Origin of the sequence: Paenibacillus selenitireducens (assembly GCF_002021565.1) — a bacterium.
GTDB classification, from domain to species: Bacteria; Bacillota; Bacilli; order Paenibacillales; family Paenibacillaceae; genus Paenibacillus_K; species Paenibacillus_K selenitireducens.
Map to the genome: position 1 here is coordinate 370,457 of NZ_MSZX01000002.1, position 17,834 is coordinate 388,290.

Annotated in this window: 18 protein-coding genes; 13 read left to right on the forward strand and 5 right to left on the reverse strand. The window is 47.3% G+C overall.

Going from position 1 to position 17,834, the window contains the following annotated elements; genetic code table 11:
• Nucleotides 1–8 precede the first annotated feature (8 nt).
• From BVG16_RS05970 to BVG16_RS05995, 7 genes are read left to right on the forward strand one after another with little or no spacing between them, the layout of a single operon-like run.
• On the forward strand, nt 9–1,490 hold the full coding sequence (locus BVG16_RS05970; RefSeq protein ID WP_158081629.1) for a sensor histidine kinase: 1,482 nt from the start codon (nt 9–11) through the stop codon (nt 1,488–1,490).
• Nucleotides 1,471–2,121, forward strand: a complete 651-nt coding sequence (locus tag BVG16_RS05975; protein WP_233146901.1) for an ANTAR domain-containing response regulator — start codon at nt 1,471–1,473, stop codon at nt 2,119–2,121. The genes BVG16_RS05970 and BVG16_RS05975 overlap by 20 nt, the downstream gene beginning before the upstream one ends.
• A complete protein-coding gene (locus tag BVG16_RS05980) occupies nt 2,118–3,623 on the forward strand; it encodes an ethanolamine ammonia-lyase reactivating factor EutA (RefSeq protein ID WP_078497627.1) in 1,506 nt (501 codons plus the stop codon). The genes BVG16_RS05975 and BVG16_RS05980 overlap by 4 nt, the downstream gene beginning before the upstream one ends.
• Nucleotides 3,624–3,648: 25 nt before the next feature.
• Entirely contained in the window at nt 3,649–5,010 is a 1,362-nt protein-coding gene (locus BVG16_RS05985) for an ethanolamine ammonia-lyase subunit EutB (RefSeq protein WP_078497628.1), read from the forward strand.
• 38 nt (nt 5,011–5,048) lie between these two features.
• Entirely contained in the window at nt 5,049–5,978 is a 930-nt protein-coding gene (eutC, locus tag BVG16_RS05990; RefSeq protein WP_078497629.1) for an ethanolamine ammonia-lyase subunit EutC, read from the forward strand.
• 41 nt (nt 5,979–6,019) lie between these two features.
• Nucleotides 6,020–6,145 carry a hypothetical protein gene (locus BVG16_RS33655; protein ID WP_269845577.1) on the forward strand — a complete coding sequence of 42 codons (126 nt, stop codon included), beginning with the start codon at nt 6,020–6,022 and terminating at the stop codon, nt 6,143–6,145.
• A 27-nt stretch (nt 6,146–6,172) separates the two neighbouring features.
• Nucleotides 6,173–7,702 (forward strand): amino acid permease, encoded by a 1,530-nt coding sequence (locus BVG16_RS05995; protein ID WP_078497630.1) that lies wholly within the window; start codon nt 6,173–6,175, stop codon nt 7,700–7,702.
• Here BVG16_RS05995 and BVG16_RS06000 read toward each other — a convergent pair whose 3' ends face one another.
• The 3 genes from BVG16_RS06000 to BVG16_RS06010 all read right to left on the reverse strand — a co-directional run bounded on the left by BVG16_RS06000 (nt 7,703) and on the right by BVG16_RS06010 (nt 10,658).
• Entirely contained in the window at nt 7,703–8,806 is a 1,104-nt protein-coding gene (locus BVG16_RS06000) for a Ger(x)C family spore germination protein (protein ID WP_158081630.1), read from the reverse strand.
• Nucleotides 8,807–8,997: 191 nt separating this feature from the next.
• Entirely contained in the window at nt 8,998–9,417 is a 420-nt protein-coding gene (locus BVG16_RS06005) for a universal stress protein (RefSeq protein ID WP_078497632.1), read from the reverse strand.
• A gap of 20 nt (nt 9,418–9,437) precedes the next feature.
• Nucleotides 9,438–10,658 (reverse strand): MFS transporter, encoded by a 1,221-nt coding sequence (locus BVG16_RS06010; RefSeq protein ID WP_078497633.1) that lies wholly within the window; start codon nt 10,656–10,658, stop codon nt 9,438–9,440.
• Between the two features lie 183 nt (nt 10,659–10,841).
• Between BVG16_RS06010 and BVG16_RS06015 the strand changes: the two genes are divergently transcribed.
• Genes BVG16_RS06015 through BVG16_RS06025 form a run of 3 tightly spaced genes read left to right on the forward strand, consistent with a single transcriptional unit; the run spans nt 10,842 to nt 13,031 of the window.
• Nucleotides 10,842–11,261, forward strand: coding sequence for a MarR family winged helix-turn-helix transcriptional regulator (locus tag BVG16_RS06015; RefSeq protein ID WP_078497634.1), 420 nt, complete (start codon nt 10,842–10,844; stop codon nt 11,259–11,261).
• Between the two features lie 44 nt (nt 11,262–11,305).
• Nucleotides 11,306–12,034 (forward strand): class I SAM-dependent methyltransferase, encoded by a 729-nt coding sequence (locus tag BVG16_RS06020; protein WP_078497635.1) that lies wholly within the window; start codon nt 11,306–11,308, stop codon nt 12,032–12,034.
• 13 nt (nt 12,035–12,047) lie between these two features.
• Nucleotides 12,048–13,031: an MBL fold metallo-hydrolase gene (locus BVG16_RS06025; protein WP_078497636.1), complete on the forward strand. Its 984-nt coding sequence runs from the start codon at nt 12,048–12,050 to the stop codon at nt 13,029–13,031.
• A gap of 821 nt (nt 13,032–13,852) precedes the next feature.
• Here the strand turns inward: BVG16_RS06025 and BVG16_RS06030 are convergent.
• Both BVG16_RS06030 and BVG16_RS06035 read right to left on the reverse strand, forming a co-directional pair.
• Nucleotides 13,853–14,299 (reverse strand): Dps family protein, encoded by a 447-nt coding sequence (locus tag BVG16_RS06030; protein WP_078497637.1) that lies wholly within the window; start codon nt 14,297–14,299, stop codon nt 13,853–13,855.
• A gap of 97 nt (nt 14,300–14,396) precedes the next feature.
• Nucleotides 14,397–14,957, reverse strand: coding sequence for a phosphatidylglycerophosphatase A family protein (locus tag BVG16_RS06035; RefSeq protein WP_078497638.1), 561 nt, complete (start codon nt 14,955–14,957; stop codon nt 14,397–14,399).
• A gap of 187 nt (nt 14,958–15,144) precedes the next feature.
• Between BVG16_RS06035 and BVG16_RS06040 the strand changes: the two genes are divergently transcribed.
• From BVG16_RS06040 to BVG16_RS06050, 3 genes are all read left to right on the forward strand, one after another.
• Nucleotides 15,145–16,221, forward strand: a complete 1,077-nt coding sequence (locus BVG16_RS06040) for a GerMN domain-containing protein (protein ID WP_078497639.1) — start codon at nt 15,145–15,147, stop codon at nt 16,219–16,221.
• A gap of 180 nt (nt 16,222–16,401) precedes the next feature.
• Complete coding sequence (gene rph, locus BVG16_RS06045; protein WP_078497640.1) at nt 16,402–17,163, forward strand: ribonuclease PH; 762 nt, start codon at nt 16,402–16,404, stop codon at nt 17,161–17,163.
• Between the two features lie 6 nt (nt 17,164–17,169).
• Nucleotides 17,170–17,808, forward strand: coding sequence for an XTP/dITP diphosphatase (locus BVG16_RS06050; RefSeq protein WP_078497641.1), 639 nt, complete (start codon nt 17,170–17,172; stop codon nt 17,806–17,808).
• The last annotated feature ends 26 nt before the right edge of the window (nt 17,809–17,834 follow it).

Consider the following 17,834-nt stretch of genomic DNA (forward strand, 5'->3'; position numbering starts at 1 on the left):
TAGCCAGGATGCGGAAGCAGACGCTTAAACAAATCTGTCGTCAGTATACGTCGCTCAAACGATCCGATATTGCACAGCTTCAAGACCTCGCGAAGCAGTTGCCGATCATGGCGAATCTAGCGCAGGCGGATGTATTCATTGATTGCCTAACAAGCGAAGGGCAAGCCGCCATTGTTGTCGCCGAGTCCAAACCGGTAACCGTATCTAGCCTTTATACGGGGTCCGTGGTAGGTCAGCTCGCTTATGTGCATCATGAACCTGCCGTGCTCTACAGTCTGCATTCCGGACAACATATCACCGGGTCGCGCGGGATATCGCAAGAACAGAAAGAAATGCATCAGAATGTGGCGCCCATTACGAATGCAAGAGGGCAGACGATCGGCGTTCTCATTATGGAACGGGATATGACGAACGAGATCGAACAGCAGCGAAATGTCGCCATGCTGCAAGAAACAACGGAGCAATTAAGCGAAACCTTACTGCATCTTGCGATGCACGAAGACCGTATGACGGGGCTGATGCATGAAGGAATGATCTTATTCGATCAAGAACGATGTATCACGTATACGAATCGAAGCGCAGATGCCTGGTTGGAAAAGTTAGGCTTTTCCGCACCATCGATGGGGGCTTTTATTGCGAAGCTGCTTCCGAGGAACCTCGAGGCCACACCGAATCAAATGATATCGCATGAATTTGTGACCGGGAGTTACGCGCTTGAGGTCAAATCGATGCTGTTGTGTAAAGAAGGGCATCCTGTCGGAGGACTTCTCTTGCTCCGAGATTTATCGGAGTTGAAAGAAAAGGAGAAGGAGCTCGTGATGAAGTCTGCCTTTATTCAAGAGATTCATCATCGGGTCAAAAATAATTTGCAGACCATCTCCGGCATGCTTCGATTACAAGTACGGCGTACTTCCCATGAAGAAGTGAAGCAGACTTATCGGGATATGATTCACCGGATGAATAGCATTGCACTGATTCACGACATGCTGGCGTATAAAGGCCTCGAACACATCGATCTGCAGGAAGTCATGAGTCGGCTGTGTCCGATGATCATTCGTTCGCTAACGGTGCCTGAGCAGAACATCCGACTTGTGATGAACGAGGATCAGAGCCTCCTGTTAGAGACGGAACAGGCGACCACCATCGCTTTGATCGTTACGGAATTATTACAGAACAGTATCATCCATGGTTTTGATCAGCCGATGGATCGATCTCCGCTCATTACGATTGATTTGCAACGTACGGATGAAGTGATTTGTATGACGATTGCGGATAATGGAAAAGGATGTGCTGATTATCGCACGGCATGGGAAGATCCATCTCGGCATTTTGGATTGAACATGGTAAGGACGTTGGTGCAAGGGCAGTTAAACGGCATGTTTCAGATCGAGAGCTCCGAACAAGGTACGGTAGCCCGATTGCTGTTCACGATACATGATGTTGACGCAACGTACGAAGGAGGGGAGGCCGTTGCATACCGTTTCCACTAGAACGGAGAGAGCTCGACGGACGATCATCATCGTGGATGATGATGCGCTCATACGCATGGATCTGCGTGAGATGCTGATCGAGCATGGCTATGAAGTGGCAGCTGAAGCAAGGAACGGCGAAGAAGCCATCGAGCTTGCACATCGCTATAAGCCGGAGATCATGCTCATGGATGTCAAAATGCCCGGACGAAATGGGATTCAAGCCGCCAGAGCCATTCAGAAGATGAGTGTCCATTGGCAGAGCGGGGCGCCTGCTATCATCTTGTTGACCGCTTATAGCGACCGTTCTTATGTTGAAGAGGCTACGAAATCAGGGGTTACGGCTTATTTGGTGAAACCTGTGTCGGAGCATAATCTCATACCGGCCATCGAGGTGGCATGCAGCCAACGGGAACAGTTCATGCAGGTGCGCGTGGAACTACAGGATTTGCGCCAATCCCTTGAGGATCGCAAATGGATTGAACGGGCCAAAGGCAGGCTTATGCAAGTGCATGGATACAGCGAGGATCGAGCATATGAGTGGCTGCGAGAGCACAGTATGAACGAGCGGAAGCCCATGGTTGTGTTGGCGCAGCAGCTCATCCTGGCTCACGATTTGCAATTAGATCCAGCTGGGTGGGGCATTGAATGAAGCCGGCTCGTGAACAGTGGTTAACGAGTGTCGGCATTGACGTGGGTACCAGTACAACGAAGATGATTGTCAGCCGGTTGCGCCTCGCCCGGATGTCCAGTACGTTTGCCCTTCCTCGCTATGACATTGTTGAACGCCAGGTACGTTACGAAAGCCCGGTGATTATGACCCCTCTGGTGTCCGATCAAATTGACTCGGAGCCTTTATCCCAATGGTTGAACCAACAATATCAACTCGCAGGAATTCAACCGAGTGAGGTGAATACGGGGGCCGTGATATTTACAGGCGAAAGTGCAAGCAAATCCAATGCACAGGCGATTCTACATGGTCTTGCGGAAGATTCCGGCGCATTCGTCGTGGCTACAGCGGGAAGCGACTTGGAGGCTGTCTTAGCTGCCAAGGGTTCGGGTGCGGTTGCCTATTCCCGAGAGCAGAAGGATATCCTCGTGAATGTGGATATTGGGGGAGGAACGGCGAACGCGGCCTATTGTTATCGCGGAAAAGTCATCCATACGGTAACCTATCATGTTGGCGGACGCCTCATTCGATTGCAGCCCGATGGAACGATTACCTATATTTCGGGGGCGCTGCAGCCATGGCTAGAGGCGAATGGATATGCTCTTCGATGTGGAGAGTGCATAACCTACGAAACGTTACGAAACTTGACGATCACGCTCAATCGAAGCCTATTATCGGCGCTTCGTCACGTAAGTGACGAAACATCGCAGCTTCTGATGATAGGAAGTACTGCGCAGGAGGTTTCTCGCGAACATTCATTAACCTTTACGAAGATCATGATATCTGGCGGTATTGGGCAATGGTTCTATACGATGGATTCCAATCCTACAGCGCTCGAAGAAGTAACGGTTTTCGGAGATGTCGGACCTCTACTCGCATCAAGTTTGCGTGTGGTCTGCGAAGAACAAGGGCTTGAGATCATCCCTCCGCTCCAGACTGTGCGAGCGACGGTGTTAGGTGCAGGGATGCAGAGCACGGAAATAAGCGGTTCCACGGTACACTTTGAGCCTGGTCTTCTCCCCCTTCGCAATGTACCGATCGTACAGTTCGCTATCCCTGTTACAGATTCACCCTCATTTGCTTCTCAATACACAACGCTCCTCCATCACACCTTTCGTCAAGCAGCGGCATTATATCTGGAATCAGACGCGAGCGCATCGCGGACAGATTCACGTATACGCGTCATCGGCTTTGCGTTACAGGTTCGTAAGCTAAAGTACCTTTCCTATGATCAACTCGAGTATGTAGCAACACAGCTTATCGCAGCTTTCAGGCAGTATTTTCCGCATGTGGAAACTTTAGTGCTCGTCTGTGAGCAAGATATCGCGAAGGCGTTAGGTCAACGTCTGCATCTGCTATGTCTAGGCCAGCCGCAATTGATTTGTATTGACCAAATTCGTGTGGAACACGGTGACTATATCGATTTGGGAACTCCGGTCAACGGTACGACCATTCCTGTCATAATCAAGACCTTGGCGTTCTAAGAAATCTGGAGGGAGATGTCTTGCGTTGAAGACCAAGATGACACTGCTTGGGAAGACCTATCAGTTTCAGAGTTTGAAGGAAATTATGGCCAAAGCGAACGAAGAAAAGTCTGGTGATCAGCTTGCCGGGATCGCGGCACAAGATCATACAGAACGTATGGCAGCCAAAGCAGCCCTTGCAGAGGCAACACTGGCTGATATTCGCAATGAACCTCTGCTTCCACCAGAGCAGGATGAGGTGTCCCGCGTGATCGAAGAGCAACTCAATGAGAAGATCTATGGTGAAATCAGGAATTGGTCCATTGCCGAACTTCGTGAATATCTGCTGCGACCGTCCACAGGTCAGCCCGAAATCATCCGCCTAAGCCGCGGCCTGACGAGTGAAATGATCGCAGCCGTTGCGAAGCTGATGACCAATTTAGATCTAATCCAAGCGGCAGCGAAGATTGAAGTGTTGACACATTGCAACTATACGATTGGGCAAAAGGGTGTGCTTTCGGGCCGCGCGCAGCCCAATCATCCAACCGATGACATCTTGGGCATCAAGGCAGCACTTTACGAAGCCCTCAGCTATGGGATAGGGGATGCCGTCATTGGCGTGAATCCCGTCATTGACACGACAGATAGTGTGAGGGAAGTACTCAAAATGACGAAAGAAGTCATGCACACGTGGGAAATACCTACGCAAAACTGTGTACTTGCACATGTCACAACGCAGATGCGTGCTATTCGGCAAGGGGCGCCGGCGGATTTGATTTTCCAGAGTCTCGCAGGGACGCAAGCGGGAAATAAGGCATTCGGCATTCATGAGAAGTTATTGGATGAAGCGGATGATCTGATTCGGCGAGACGGTACTGCTGCTGGTCCGAATTTGTGGTATTTCGAGACAGGGCAAGGCTCCGAATTATCGGCAGAAGCGCATCATGGGATTGATCAAGTGACGCTGGAAGCCCGATGTTATGGACTCGCCCGCAAATATAAACCGTTTCTCGTCAATACCGTCGTCGGCTTTATCGGTCCGGAGTACCTGTACGATAACAAGCAGGTCATGCGCGCTGGCCTTGAAGATCATTTCATGGGCAAAATGCATTTGCTGCCGATGGGCGTTGATGTATGCTACACGAATCACATGAAGGCAGATCAGAACGATATGGATAATTTGGCTGTTCTGCTGGCAGCTGCGGGTGTGAATTACTTGATTGGCGTTGCGATGGCTGATGATTGTATGTTGAATTATCAATCGACAAGCTTTCATGACATCGCCACCGTGAGGGAACTATTCGGTCTGCGCCCTGCTCCGGATTTCGAGATGTGGCTGGAACGATTCGGACTGATGCAGAACGGCAGGTTGACCGCGCATGCCGGAGATCCCACTTTATTCATGTAATTGCATGTATTCGTTGGAATCAAGGAGGGTGAAAATCGATGAACGAGTCGACGACGTTGGATTGGCTCGTGGACCAAGTCATGAAAGTCCTCGAACAACAACAGGCACAGGCCACAGCACCCGAAGAATCATCGACGATTTCGGAGTCCATAACAGCGCAGGACTTCCGTTCAACACAGATCGATATCATGGATACCTACTCGCGGGTGGAAGAACTCCCGCCTTCTCTTACAGATCCTATACAACACTCAAATGTCCCTGAACCGAAATGGGCCGAAGGGATGGAGGAATTATTAGCAAGCACACCTGCCCGCATTGGGGTATGGCGAACCGGAACAAGGCCGCTAACCTCTACGATGCTTGCTTTGCGAAATGCCCATGCTGCCGCGATTGATGCCGTTTTTAGCGAAGTCTCGCCAGCACTGCTTCAGGAAATGAATCTCTTCACCGTCGAGACCCATTATGAGAATATGGAGACCTTTCTGCGGCGACCGGATAAAGGGCGATTAATTACGGATTCAGGCGTTGCGCTGATGAAGGACAAATGTATATTGAAGCCGCAAGTACAGGTTGTGATTGCAGATGGTCTCAGCGCAAATGCCATTGAGAGTAACTTGAAGGATGTCTACCCTGCGCTTATGAATGCGCTGAAAGTCTATGGATTAAGCTGCGGCACACCGTTTTTTGTCAAAGGAGGCCGTGTAGGCTGCATGGATCATATTGGTGAGATCCTGCAACCCGAAGTTCTCGTCCTGCTGATTGGCGAACGGCCGGGTCTGGTGTCGTCCGAATCTATGAGCGCTTATATGTGCTATCGTCCGCATGTTGGCACGGTCGAATCCGACCGGACCGTCATTTCCAATATTCATCGCGGGGGAACGCCGCCGATTGAAGCGGGTGCCCATATGGGGACGGTACTTCATAAGATGCTTGAACAACAGGCCAGTGGTGTCAAACTCGTGATGTAGAGGTTGGAGCATGGAAGGCTAAAAGGCGAGGAGGTGGTGGAATGAACTTGCTTCTCGGAATTTTGTTAGTGCTTCTGACATGTGCGGTCATCGTGAGCATCGTATTGCTGGCGAACAAAAATATCCGGAATTACGACGAGAAAAACCATGAGAATTTCTTGAGCTAGGCCAAGAATATGTAAAGGAGCGATACAATGAGTCAGACAACGGATCAACAACGTCTTGAAGATAAGAAAGATTTGAACCGATTTGGCTATGCGCAAGAATTGCTCCGCAGTATGGGCGGATTCTCTAACTTTGCGATCTCATTCTCCGTCATTTCCATTCTAACGGGTGCGGTATCCTTATACGGTCATGGTCTGCTGTACGGCGGTCCAGGCATGATGGGCTTTGGATGGCCGTTGGTGGCACTATTCGTCATTCTTGTCGCTGCGTCCATGGCGGAGCTTGCATCGGCGATTCCGACAGCGGGCGCGCTCTATCACTGGGCATCTCTACTTGGGAACAAACGGTGGGGCTGGTATACGGCATGGATTAACTTGATTGGCCAGATCGGAATCGTGGCAGGGATCGACTATTCGGTGGCCTTATTTGCTGATCCGCTGCTCGCATCGGTCTTCGGCTACACTTCGAATGATACGACAACCTTGATCGTATTCGCTGTCATCTTGCTCAGCCACGGCATCTTAAATCATGTCGGGATTCGATTGGTGGCGAAATTCAACGATATTTCCGCATGGTACCATATTATTATTGTTGCTGTATTGGTCGTGAGCCTAGCTTTCTTCACGAATTCGGGCTTGAAGCCGATCGATTATATTTTCCAAGTGGGAGAGACGTTCTCCGATAAACCCTATGCCTTTGCGTTCTTAATCGGATTGCTGCAAGCACAATGGACCTTTACGGGCTATGATGCGTCAGCGCATACGATCGAGGAAACGATCAACCCCCGCATTCGTGCGCCTTGGGGAATTTTCACTTCTGTTGCGTACTCCTTTGTTTTCGGTTTTATCATGCTTGTCTTTGTCACTTTATCGATCCAAGATGCGAGTGCAGCCGCAGGGGCCAGCAACGCGTTCATCTATGTCATCACCGAAGCCCTTGGGGGTACGTTCGGCAATACGATTCTGTGGTTGGTGACGCTGGCCATGTGGTTCTGCGGCTTGTCTTCGATCACATCCTTTTCTCGCATGATGTATGCCTTCTCCCGGGATAAAGGCATGCCGTTCAGCAAGCATTGGGCTCAGATTTCGCGTAAATTCCGGACACCGGCCAAAGCCATTTGGCTTGCCATCATCCTGTCCTTTGTACTTGCAGCGATCGATTATATTCTCAAGCTCATTAACCCAGAGAACACCGTAGGTACCATTGTATTTATGACGGCAATTAGCGTCGTCGGCCTCTATGTTGCGTACGGCATCCCGATGCTTCTTCGGTTAGCTGCCCAAGCCAAAGGGAAGTTCCAGCCCAAGCATCTGGGCCCATGGAATTTGGGCAAATACGGACGGTTTATTAATGTGCTTTCGTTACTATGGATCATTTTCATCAGCGTCTTGATGGTCATTCCGCCGAACCAGAACGCAGGTTATGCATTGATCGGCATGTTCGTGCTCTTGATTTTGATGGATTTTCTGTATTACAACAAACATTTTGAGGGACCGCAAGCCGCGCTCAAAACATCCATTAAAGATATCCTTCAGCGGGAAAAGGAGCTGGAGAGCTGATTAGATTTTAATGACACTTGATTCGGTCAGATGCACCTCCGTGACCACATCAAAGGTTGCTTTAGGGTAGTGGCGGACCCAGTAAGCCCATTCTGCGGCATCTCCATCCCGATAGGTCGCTCGGTATCTGAGCCCAAACCCTGCGGGATCGGAGTCTGTTTGTTGCAAATGCTTAAGCAATTTTTCCATACGGTGCTGGAGCTCTGCGCTGGCCTCCTTTTCCATATCCGCTTTAGATAAGGCAAGGGAGGCTTTTTTGCGCTCGGATACGCTTCCTGTTACCTTCATATGAATTGTTATGACAATACCATTCGCAGTTCGCGTTATGGATTGCTTGCATGTGGAATCGCTGATTTTCACGACAAAGGCATTTTGGGGTTCTCTGACCCGAAATGAAAATAGATTGCCTGATTTCATTAGCATTTTTAGAAGCTGTACTTCATGAGGCGAAAGCTTGCCAATGGACTTCGATTTGTGTAATAAAGCGATTTGATTAATATCATACTTCTGGTCCGTCACATGAATGATGGGCAAGAAAGGGTCTTTACCTTTTTCTTTCCAACGATTAAAAAATTCAGATTTCGTAATTCCGATCGTTTCGGACTCCGAAATCCCGTACTTCTGGAAGTGAAGCGTGAGTGCGTTACCATACACTTGCTCCGATGCGTTCTTGACGTTTAATACCGTCTTTGCATCTGGGGAACCCGCTGCAAACAACGAAGTCTGTTGGATCTCATATCTACGAGTCAACCAGTCGATGGCCTGTGTGAAATCTTGTTGAATATAGGCTTCTCCCATCACAATCAAGGCTAAATGCGAGAAATCGAGTTCTTGATCGAACAGGGATTGAATGGATTTTATGGCTTCTCCAATCGTTGGACCATCATGACTCGTAGTAATGAATTTGGCCTCGCCGGGAGATCGTTTCGCTGAGGGAATTCCGATTTTCATCGTTATATGTACATCGTCCGGTCGGTTAGGGATATGATCGATTCCCATCGTTGTTACAAAAGATCGTTTATCCATATCTTTGAATTGACATCCTGATAACAATAAGTTGAGAGATGTGATGAGCAGGACGATCCTATAGCATCCTGTTTTCATAGCGATACTCTCCTCCGTCAAATATATATAGAGCATAAGGAAGGGTTGGCGTGCGTTCGTTCATATGGAATCATCTAACATCATAATTTCTCATAGGTTACCCATTGATCCCTAATTTACACTCCATAACAAAAGGACACGGTTTCTATCGTTAGATAGATAACGTGTCCTTTAACGTGAACATGCCTATGTTATTTGACGACCATAACGGCACAAGGCGCATGCTGCACGACTTTATGACTAACGCTGCCGATAAATAGTTCTGAGAATAGGCTGATGCCTCGACTCCCCATGATGATCAAGTCAACGTTCTCTTCCTTCGCTTTTTTACAGATGAGTTGGGCAGGGTCTCCTGTGAAGTATGCGGTCTTATACTCGATGTTCTTATCGGCGAGAAGCTGCTCTGCATGATCTAATACTTTGCGTCCTTCCTCTTCTTGCAATGCAATAAGATCGACGCCGATCGCAACCTCATTTATGGAGATATGAGGGTTGACGTGCAGCAAGGTAAGCTTGCAATTTTTTTCATGTTGTGCGAGTTTGATTGCATGTTGAACAGCTAGGAGACTGTGCTCCGAACCATCTACTGGAACTAAAATATGTTGATACATCAGGGTGTCCTCCTTCAGATTTAATGATGTGACTCTGCGGCATCAATGCCAGCCAGATGGTGACGTCTAGCGAATAAGAAGATCACGGCGATCAGGACCATCGCTGCGCCGAAGTAGAAAGGAACCTTCGCGTTATACCATTCCGCAAGTTTACCTGCCAAGTAAGGTGCTGCAGCGCCGCCTAAGAACCGTACGAAGCTGTAGGCTGCGGATGTAACGGAACGTTCTACTGGAGCGGATTCCATAACGGCTGTGGTAATCAGCGTGTTATTAATCCCTAAGAAAATCCCCGACACGATCACGGCAATAATAACGACTTTCGGTGTATCTGCCCCAATCCCCATAACGAGCAAGGTGATGGCGAACAATGTAAGTACGATACATATCGATTTAACCGAACCTAACCAGCTTTGAAATTTCGGTGCGACAAATACAGACGTAATCGCGAGCAACAGTCCCCAACCAAAAAATACATAGCCTAGACCATGCTCATCCAAATGCATCACGAATGGAGCGTACGCCATTAAGGTGAACATCCCGAAGTTATATAAAAAGGCAGTGACGCCTAAAGTTAACAAACCAGGGAACGCTAATGCTTTGAAGGGTGCTGAGATCGGTATGGCTTTTTTGGGTTTTGGTACGTTCGGCATCATGAACAGAATGAAGAAGAAAGCCAGTGCCATCAAGACGCTAACGCCGAAGAAGGGTCCGCGCCAGGAGATGGATCCAAGCTCACCGCCAAGTAAGGGTCCAATGGCAATCCCAACCCCGAGTGCGGCTTCATAGAGAATAATGGCTTTGGCTGTTCCTGAACGGGATAAGCCGACAATGGCGGATAGCGCAGTTGCAATGAACAACGCATTCCCTAATCCCCAGCCACCACGGAACCAGACGATACTGCTGATGGCATTGGAACTCCCTGCAAGTCCTGCGAAAATAATGATCATGAAGATCCCGGTGATTAACGTCCATTTCGTGCCGAGACGAGATGAGACAAAGCCCGTAATTAGCATGGCTACGCCAGTAACTAAATTGTAACTCGTAAACAAAAGGGACACCTGACTTGGTGAAGCATGTAATTTCTCGGCGATTGCCGGTAGGATCGGGTCAACAAGGCCTAATCCCATAAAAGAAATAATGCTGGCAAATACGATGGCCCATACAGCGATCGGTTGATTTAATATGCCGGATTTCCCCGAACGCGCCTCTATTTCTTGATATTGCGATGTGGATGATGACATTGGTTATGTTTCCCCCTATAACTTGCAAATTCCATTAGCAAATGGATGAACTTGTAAGTATGTGTATGATGCATTAATATATATGTATTATACATGTATTTAGAGGAGAGTCAATAGAGATTGCTGTGTTACACAAATTTTGTTAAATTTATCGAAAGAGTATGAATGGGTAGGGTGAATGAGATGAATCAAGAACTTATCGAGAAGCTAGATTTGGAGATGGCCATGTTAATTCGCAAAGCTTCATCGATGGCTGTGGAGAAACGGTTGGGCAATTTAGATCGTTCAGGATATTTAATTCTTCATTATCTGAGTCGCCGGAGCTCCCAAGGCATCAAAGCCTTAGCTGAAGAGTTCCGATTAGATGCCTCCACAATGAGCAGACAAATTGCCGCGCTAGAGGGCAAAGGTTATGTTGAACGATTGCCTGACCCGAATGATGGGCGCGCAAGCTTATTCCAAATAACAGACTTAGGAAGCTTAGAGTTCTCAAAAGCTAAAGAAGCACGAATCCATCGATTCCACGAATTATTCGAGTCATGGACCGAAGAAGAAGGACTGCAATTTATGGAGCTTATCGGGAGACTAAATAGGGCGGATTAATTTTAAATAGAGAGAAAATGTATAATGGGGGGGAGGGAATCGCCATGAGTGAATGGTTTGAACGCAGTTTTGGAGAAGATTACTTAATCGTATATCGACACCGAGATTTACATGGCGCATACCAAGAAGTTCACAAGATGATTAACTGGCTGGGATTGCCTGCGGGTGCTAAAGTGCTTGATTTGTGCTGCGGTATGGGACGCCATTCTGTTGTCCTTGCAGATCAAGGATACGAAGTGACAGGTGTCGACCTGTCGGATGTCTTGCTGTGCGAAGCGAAGAAGCAGGATACGGACAATCGCATCAAGTGGATACAGAGCGATATGCGCGAACTTCCGCTCCAGGGCGGGTATGACGCAGTGGTGAATCTGTTTACGTCTTTTGGATACTTTGAGTCAGATGAAGAAAATATGAAAGTACTATATGAGATCAAACGCATGTTAAAGCCAGGCGCTCCTTTTATTATTGATTATCTCAATCCGATTGTGGTCGAAAATTCGTTGGTCCCTTTTTCCGAGAAAGAAGAGGAAGGGGTAAAAATTGTTCAATATCGAAAAATCGAAAATGGTTATGTGAAGAAGGAAATTGTGATTCAAGATGCAGGTCGTGATGAGCGCCGATATCTTGAACGCGTGAAGTTATATCGCTTAGATCAGTTCGAAGAAATGCTCGACAAGGTTGGGTTGCAGCTTGAGCAGGTTCACGGGACGTATGACGAAAGTACATATGATGAGGTGAATTCACCGCGAATGATCTTTGTAGGCCGAGGGTAAAGGAGTATCGTCAATGTCAACCAAGCTAGAACTAACAGCATGGGGGAGTGACATCTCACAGGTCAAAATCCCACTGCCGAATGCGTTGAAATGGGTGAATAGCTATCTCGTAGAAGGATCAAATGGCTACACGGTAATCGATCCAGGCCAGCATACGGAAGACGCCGTTGAGGCATGGCAGGCCGCATTTGCTGAATTGAACATGAAGATAAGCGATGTGGAGAAGGTGGTATTAACCCATCATCATCCAGATCATTACGGGCTTGCGGGTTGGTTTCAGGAAGCATGTGATGCACCCGTCTATATGTCGGAAATTGCCCATCAACATGCGCAGATGATGTGGGGGCAAGGACAACGAGCGACCGACGTGATTTACCGCTTGTTTGAGCAGCATGGGATGGATTCGGACATGTTAGCCGAAATCCGAACGCATCTGGAGAGCTTCGTCCCTTTTGTGAGCCCACAGCCTGAGGTGCGATATATTGAAGGGGATACGATTCAACTAGGAGATCGAACGTGGGAGACCATCCTGACGAATGGACATGCCTCGGGTCACCTCTGCTTCTACGCAGGTGCGACGAAGGAAATGATCATCGGGGATCAGGTGCTGCCGCAGATTTCACCTAATATTAGCTATGTGCCGGGCAGTGATCCACAGCCGTTAGAATCGTTCCTGACAAGTCTGCGACATTTGTCTAGTTACGACGTGGCGATCGCTTATCCGGGCCATCGTAACCCGTTCCAGCATGTACAGGGACGTATTGCCGACTTACTGGTGCATCACGAAGAGCGATTATTGAAGTTTAGGGAACTGTTGACGGAACCCAAGACGGCATATCAATGCTGCGTCGCGTTATTTAACAGCAACAAGCTTACCGTGCATCAGCTTCGGTTCGCGATGTCCGAGACCTTGGCACATCTGATCGAATTGGAGCGCAGGGGGCATGCGCGCGAAGAGCGCTTAGTAGATGGAACTATGATCTATCGGTCCGTATAGTAAATGAAGAAGCCTATTTCCGATTCAATGGGGATTAGGCTTTTTGTCGTTAGGTGCTTATTGAGGAAGCGGGTGGAGGATGCGTTGAGTAGTGGGTAGGGGGAATGGTATGGCTTGTATGAGTATGAGTATGAGTAGTAGAGTATGACCTGTATGATTAGTATGGCTGGTGGAGAGAAATGAGGATGGAGTATAGTTCATGTCGCGTGTTGTAGGTAGTATTGAGGGGAATTGGCAAGGTATGTTGTGTTGTGTGCGTTGACGATACTTCTACACTTTTTAGATTTATCTAATTTGGTCAGAATTTGAGAAGAACGGAGAAATGATTCCCACATTGGAATTGCGATATAGCGGCAATTGTTGATAGAGCGTACCTATATTGGATAATTCGAACATAGCCCTCATCACAGAGGATAACGGTACTCGTATAATGGACAAATCCAATGTAGGAGCACGAAAAGGTCCAGTATGAGCTCATTTGCACGTTCTATATTGGATTACTCCAAGATAGGGAGCAAAATCGGCAGAATTAAAGCAAAGTTAGTGGAAAAATCCAATATAGCTGAAGTATAGGTGAGAGACATCAACGTTCCCAAGCACAACTTCGATAATCACTTGTGTAATTGGTCCGGTATGAGCTCATTTGTACGTTCTGTGTTGGATTACTCCAAGATAAGGCCGATATTCACAGACTTATTGCAAAGTGCTACTGTGTATAGCCTACTGCCCCTCATCTACACACTTGCATCAGGCGATCCCCATACCTCCACACAACACAAAAACCCCGCAAACCGAATCCTCAGGTTGCGGGGTTAGTCTTCTTAAGCCAAGAAGGCTCTCAACATCCATACGTGTTTCTCAAGTGTACCTTTAATGCCTAAGAGCATATCAGAACTTGCTTCGTCTTCTGCTCCCTGAGCAACATCCATACCGGCTTTCAACTCAGCAATCACGGTTTCGAAGTCAGCTTTGATCGAAGCGACCATATCTTTTGGCGTTTCTTTGCCTGTTGCTTCTTGAATGGTAGCTGTCGCTAAGTATTCTTTCATGGTTGCGAGCGGGTTACCTTGTAAAGTTAAGATACGCTCAGCTAGATCATCGACATATGTAGCCGACTCGTTATAATATTCCTCAAATCTTTCGTGTAATGTGAAGAACTGTTCGCCTTTAACGTACCAGTGAAAGTTATGCAATTTAACGAAAAGGATATTCCAGTTAGCCAGTTGTTTATTTAGTACGTCTACGACTTGATTATTAGAGTTGCTCATGTGTAACATCTCCTCTTATTATAATTATTTCTAAATTAGAATTATTCTAAATAACTCTTGAATTGATCATAACGCATCTAGTTCAAAAAGGCAACACCTATTCTGGAAATTTCGTTTTTGGAGTAAGTTTTCCTTCAGCCATTTCCTTGGCAGCTTGCTGGCGATGCGCGATTCGACTGCTCGCAGCAGCGGCAATTGCACCGACAATGTCATCTAAGAACGTATGTATCTCGCCGTCATGTTTATCGTTCAGCTTTTCCAAAATCCCCGGCTTTAGCTTGTCCACATAACCATAGTTCGTGAAGCCGATGCTCCCATAGACATTCACGATCGAGAAGGCGAGTATTTCATCGACGCCATATAGACTTTCGTCATTTTTGATGATGTCCTGCAGCGGTTGTATCAGCTTATCTTGCTCGGCAAGCATATCAAGTTGAATGCCCGTAAGTACGGCATTCTGCACCTCACGCTTGGACAGGACCATTTCCACGTTTTCCATACAGGTCTCAAGCGTTAGATCCGGGAAATACTTCTGCTGCAAGAACAAAACCAATTCTGCAATTTGTTCGATCGTGACGCCTCGTTCCGCAATCAACCTGCGGGTGGCATCCGCGACTTTTGTACTGTCGAGACTATAAGGAGACTTTGTATCATCCATTTGAATACACCTCGAAGTTATTTTTGCTAACTGTTTCAATTAGTATACCCCAGCCTTATTTTTCATCCCGTGAAAAAAAACACATTCCAACATAGATGAATTGGACAAAAAGTAGTTATATCTCCGCCAGAGACTCGTATACATAGTAGTACAAGTACAACCATTCCGTTTAAGGAGGAAATGAAAGATGCTTATACACAAATGGCTTCGCAATTTGGCCCTAGGGGGACTCATCGCTATACCTTTAACACTGTCGGGTTGCGGGTTGTTCTCGAAAGAAGCCAGTACTCAGATTGACCCACCGCCATCGGATGTCGAATTGTCCATGATGAATGATTCACAACCCGTCCAAGCTGTCAAAACGCCACAAACTGCGAAAGCCAAAATTGAAAATGGCTTAACCGTGTTTTTAAAAGACGGCAATGGATTTCTTGCACCGATTACCTTGGACGTAAAAACCAAGAAAGACGAGAACGCAGCTGTGAAATCACTGGAAATGATGGTGGAGGACGGAAAGTATAAAGCTGACCTGCCAACAGGTTTCCAAGGAGTTCTGCCAAAAGGAACGCAAGTCAAGAGCGTAACTCGTGATGATAAACAGAAGCTTGCCATCGTTGAATTTTCCCATCAGTTCTCTGATTATAATGTGCAAGATGAGCGTAAAATTGTAGAAGCCGTGACTTGGACGTTAACGAACGATCCAACGATTGATAAAGTTCAAATCTGGCTGGACGGTCAACAATTGAACGAAATGCCTGTCGACGGATTGCCAATGGATGAACCGCTAACGCGTGAAATGGGTATCAACTTAGAGAAATCGGATAATGTCACTTACCTGAACTCGATGCCGGTTACTGTGTATTTCTCTGCCGTAACACCGGATAATGTACAATATTATGTCCCTGTTACACGCTTGATCGAACCATCATCGGATTTAGCACAAGCCTCACTGAAACAATTAATTCAAGGTCCGCTTACCACGGATAAATCCCTTGTTCCTGTCATCGACACAGAGACACAAGTGAAGCAAATCCAACAGACGAAGGATACAATCACCGTCGATTTAACGGATTCCATTTTCGATGAGAAAGACAAGACACCTTCTGAAATGCTGCAAGCCCTTGTCCTCACGCTAACGGAAAATACGAGTGCCCAAAAAGTACAAATTAAAATTAATGGTACCGAGAATGTAATCGGGGATGACGACCAAAACTATGGTAAACCCGTATCTCGTCCAAACAGCATCAATGCCATCAAATTGTAAGGGTTCGATAAGATGGATTAACCGCATAGGATACATTTGAAACAGGGGGGATGCGAATCCCCCGCTTTTTGTCTTCAAATGTTGATCCGAAAAGGTGCTTTTCTAAAAAGTCTTTGGTAGAATAGTGAAGTTACGTTTTTCTGAAAAGATGCACGTGTCAAAATAGAGGAGGTTGCAATCATGAGATTGAACGGACGAAAAACAGATCAAACACGATCGGTTTCCATCACAACAAATGCCAACAAATATGCAGAGGGTTCGGTGCTTATCGAATTTGGAGATACGAAAGTGATCTGTACGGCGACCGTAGATGAGAAGGTTCCTCCTTTTATGAAGGGTCAAGGGAAAGGCTGGATTACAGCAGAATATTCCATGCTGCCGCGGGCAACGCAAGTGCGGAACCAACGGGAATCCGCTAGAGGTAAATTAACAGGACGCACGATGGAAATTCAACGCTTAATCGGTCGCGCGCTGCGCTCGGTCGTGGATCTGCATGCACTCGGCGAACGTACCATTACACTTGATTGTGATGTCATTCAGGCGGATGGTGGGACGAGAACCACGTCGATTACCGGTTCTTTCGTTGCGATGGCCATTGCCATTCATGAAATAGCTGAGAAGCATAAATTGGCAAGATTTCCGATTACAGATTTTCTGGCTTCCGTAAGCGTTGGGATCATCAATGACGAGCCGATGTTAGATTTGAACTATGAGGAAGATTCCAAGGCCAAGGTGGACATGAACGTCGTCATGACAGGAAGCGGTAAATTCGTTGAAGTACAAGGTACAGGCGAAGAGGCACCGTTCTCCCGTGAGGAGTTCAACCAACTGCTCGCATTAGGGGAATTAGGCATTCAAGAGCTTGTCGAGCTTCAGAAGACAGCCCTTGGACCGGTTATTTCTGAGAAGATTGAAAAAGTAGCAGCGGCTGCACGGGGGTAAATCAACATGGTCAATCAGATCGCTCACGATACGATTATTGTTGCAACGAAGAACAAAGGTAAGGTGAAGGAGTTCGCGCATGCCTTTGCGGCCATTGGGAAGAACGTGCAGAGCATGTATGATTACCCGGATCTGCCAGATGTCGTTGAAGACGGTGAGACTTTTGCGGACAATGCCTTGAAGAAAGCGAAGACGGTTGCTCTAGCCTTAGGAATTCCGGTCTTAGCTGATGATTCGGGACTATGTGTCGATAAGTTGGATGGAGCACCTGGCGTGTATTCAGCGCGTTATGCCGGAGAGGGTGCTACGGACGAAGCCAACAACAAGAAGCTGCTGGATACACTGGGTCAAATGGAGCAAGGTGAAGATACGGAACAGCCGCTGTTAAGTCCAGCACAGTTCGTATGCACACTGGTGGTCTATGATCCGGAGACCGATCGTGTGATTCAGGCCTCAGGCGACGTGGAAGGATTCATTATCGCAGAACCGCGTGGCTTTGGCGGGTTCGGATATGATCCACTCTTCTATCTGCCTGAGTACGATAAGACGATGGCGGAACTCACAATGGAAGAGAAGCAGGCGATTAGTCATCGCGGAAGAGCGCTTGAACAATTAATGAGCCAAATATCGAGAAATCCCTCTTAATGGAGGGATTTTTTTTTGATCTATTC

Bases quoted from the DNA above. Each gene is read 5' to 3' on its own strand.
- BVG16_RS05995 (WP_078497630.1), top strand. From the start codon at position 6,173: ATGAGTCAGACAACGGATCAACAACGTCTTGAAGATAAGAAAGATTTG.
- BVG16_RS06025 (WP_078497636.1), top strand. From the start codon at position 12,048: ATGTCAACCAAGCTAGAACTAACAGCATGGGGGAGTGACATCTCACAG.
- BVG16_RS06035 (WP_078497638.1), bottom strand. From the start codon at position 14,957: ATGGATGATACAAAGTCTCCTTATAGTCTCGACAGTACAAAAGTCGCG.
- BVG16_RS05980 (WP_078497627.1), top strand. From the start codon at position 2,118: ATGAAGCCGGCTCGTGAACAGTGGTTAACGAGTGTCGGCATTGACGTG.
- BVG16_RS06020 (WP_078497635.1), top strand. From the start codon at position 11,306: ATGAGTGAATGGTTTGAACGCAGTTTTGGAGAAGATTACTTAATCGTA.
- BVG16_RS06050 (WP_078497641.1), top strand. From the start codon at position 17,170: ATGGTCAATCAGATCGCTCACGATACGATTATTGTTGCAACGAAGAAC.
- BVG16_RS06040 (WP_078497639.1), top strand. From the start codon at position 15,145: ATGCTTATACACAAATGGCTTCGCAATTTGGCCCTAGGGGGACTCATC.
- BVG16_RS06015 (WP_078497634.1), top strand. From the start codon at position 10,842: ATGAATCAAGAACTTATCGAGAAGCTAGATTTGGAGATGGCCATGTTA.
- BVG16_RS33655 (WP_269845577.1), top strand. From the start codon at position 6,020: ATGAACTTGCTTCTCGGAATTTTGTTAGTGCTTCTGACATGTGCGGTC.
- BVG16_RS06005 (WP_078497632.1), bottom strand. From the start codon at position 9,417: ATGTATCAACATATTTTAGTTCCAGTAGATGGTTCGGAGCACAGTCTC.
- rph (WP_078497640.1), top strand. From the start codon at position 16,402: ATGAGATTGAACGGACGAAAAACAGATCAAACACGATCGGTTTCCATC.
- BVG16_RS06030 (WP_078497637.1), bottom strand. From the start codon at position 14,299: ATGAGCAACTCTAATAATCAAGTCGTAGACGTACTAAATAAACAACTG.
- eutC (WP_078497629.1), top strand. From the start codon at position 5,049: ATGAACGAGTCGACGACGTTGGATTGGCTCGTGGACCAAGTCATGAAA.
- BVG16_RS06010 (WP_078497633.1), bottom strand. From the start codon at position 10,658: ATGTCATCATCCACATCGCAATATCAAGAAATAGAGGCGCGTTCGGGG.
- BVG16_RS05970 (WP_158081629.1), top strand. From the start codon at position 9: ATGCGGAAGCAGACGCTTAAACAAATCTGTCGTCAGTATACGTCGCTC.
- BVG16_RS06000 (WP_158081630.1), bottom strand. From the start codon at position 8,806: ATGAAAACAGGATGCTATAGGATCGTCCTGCTCATCACATCTCTCAAC.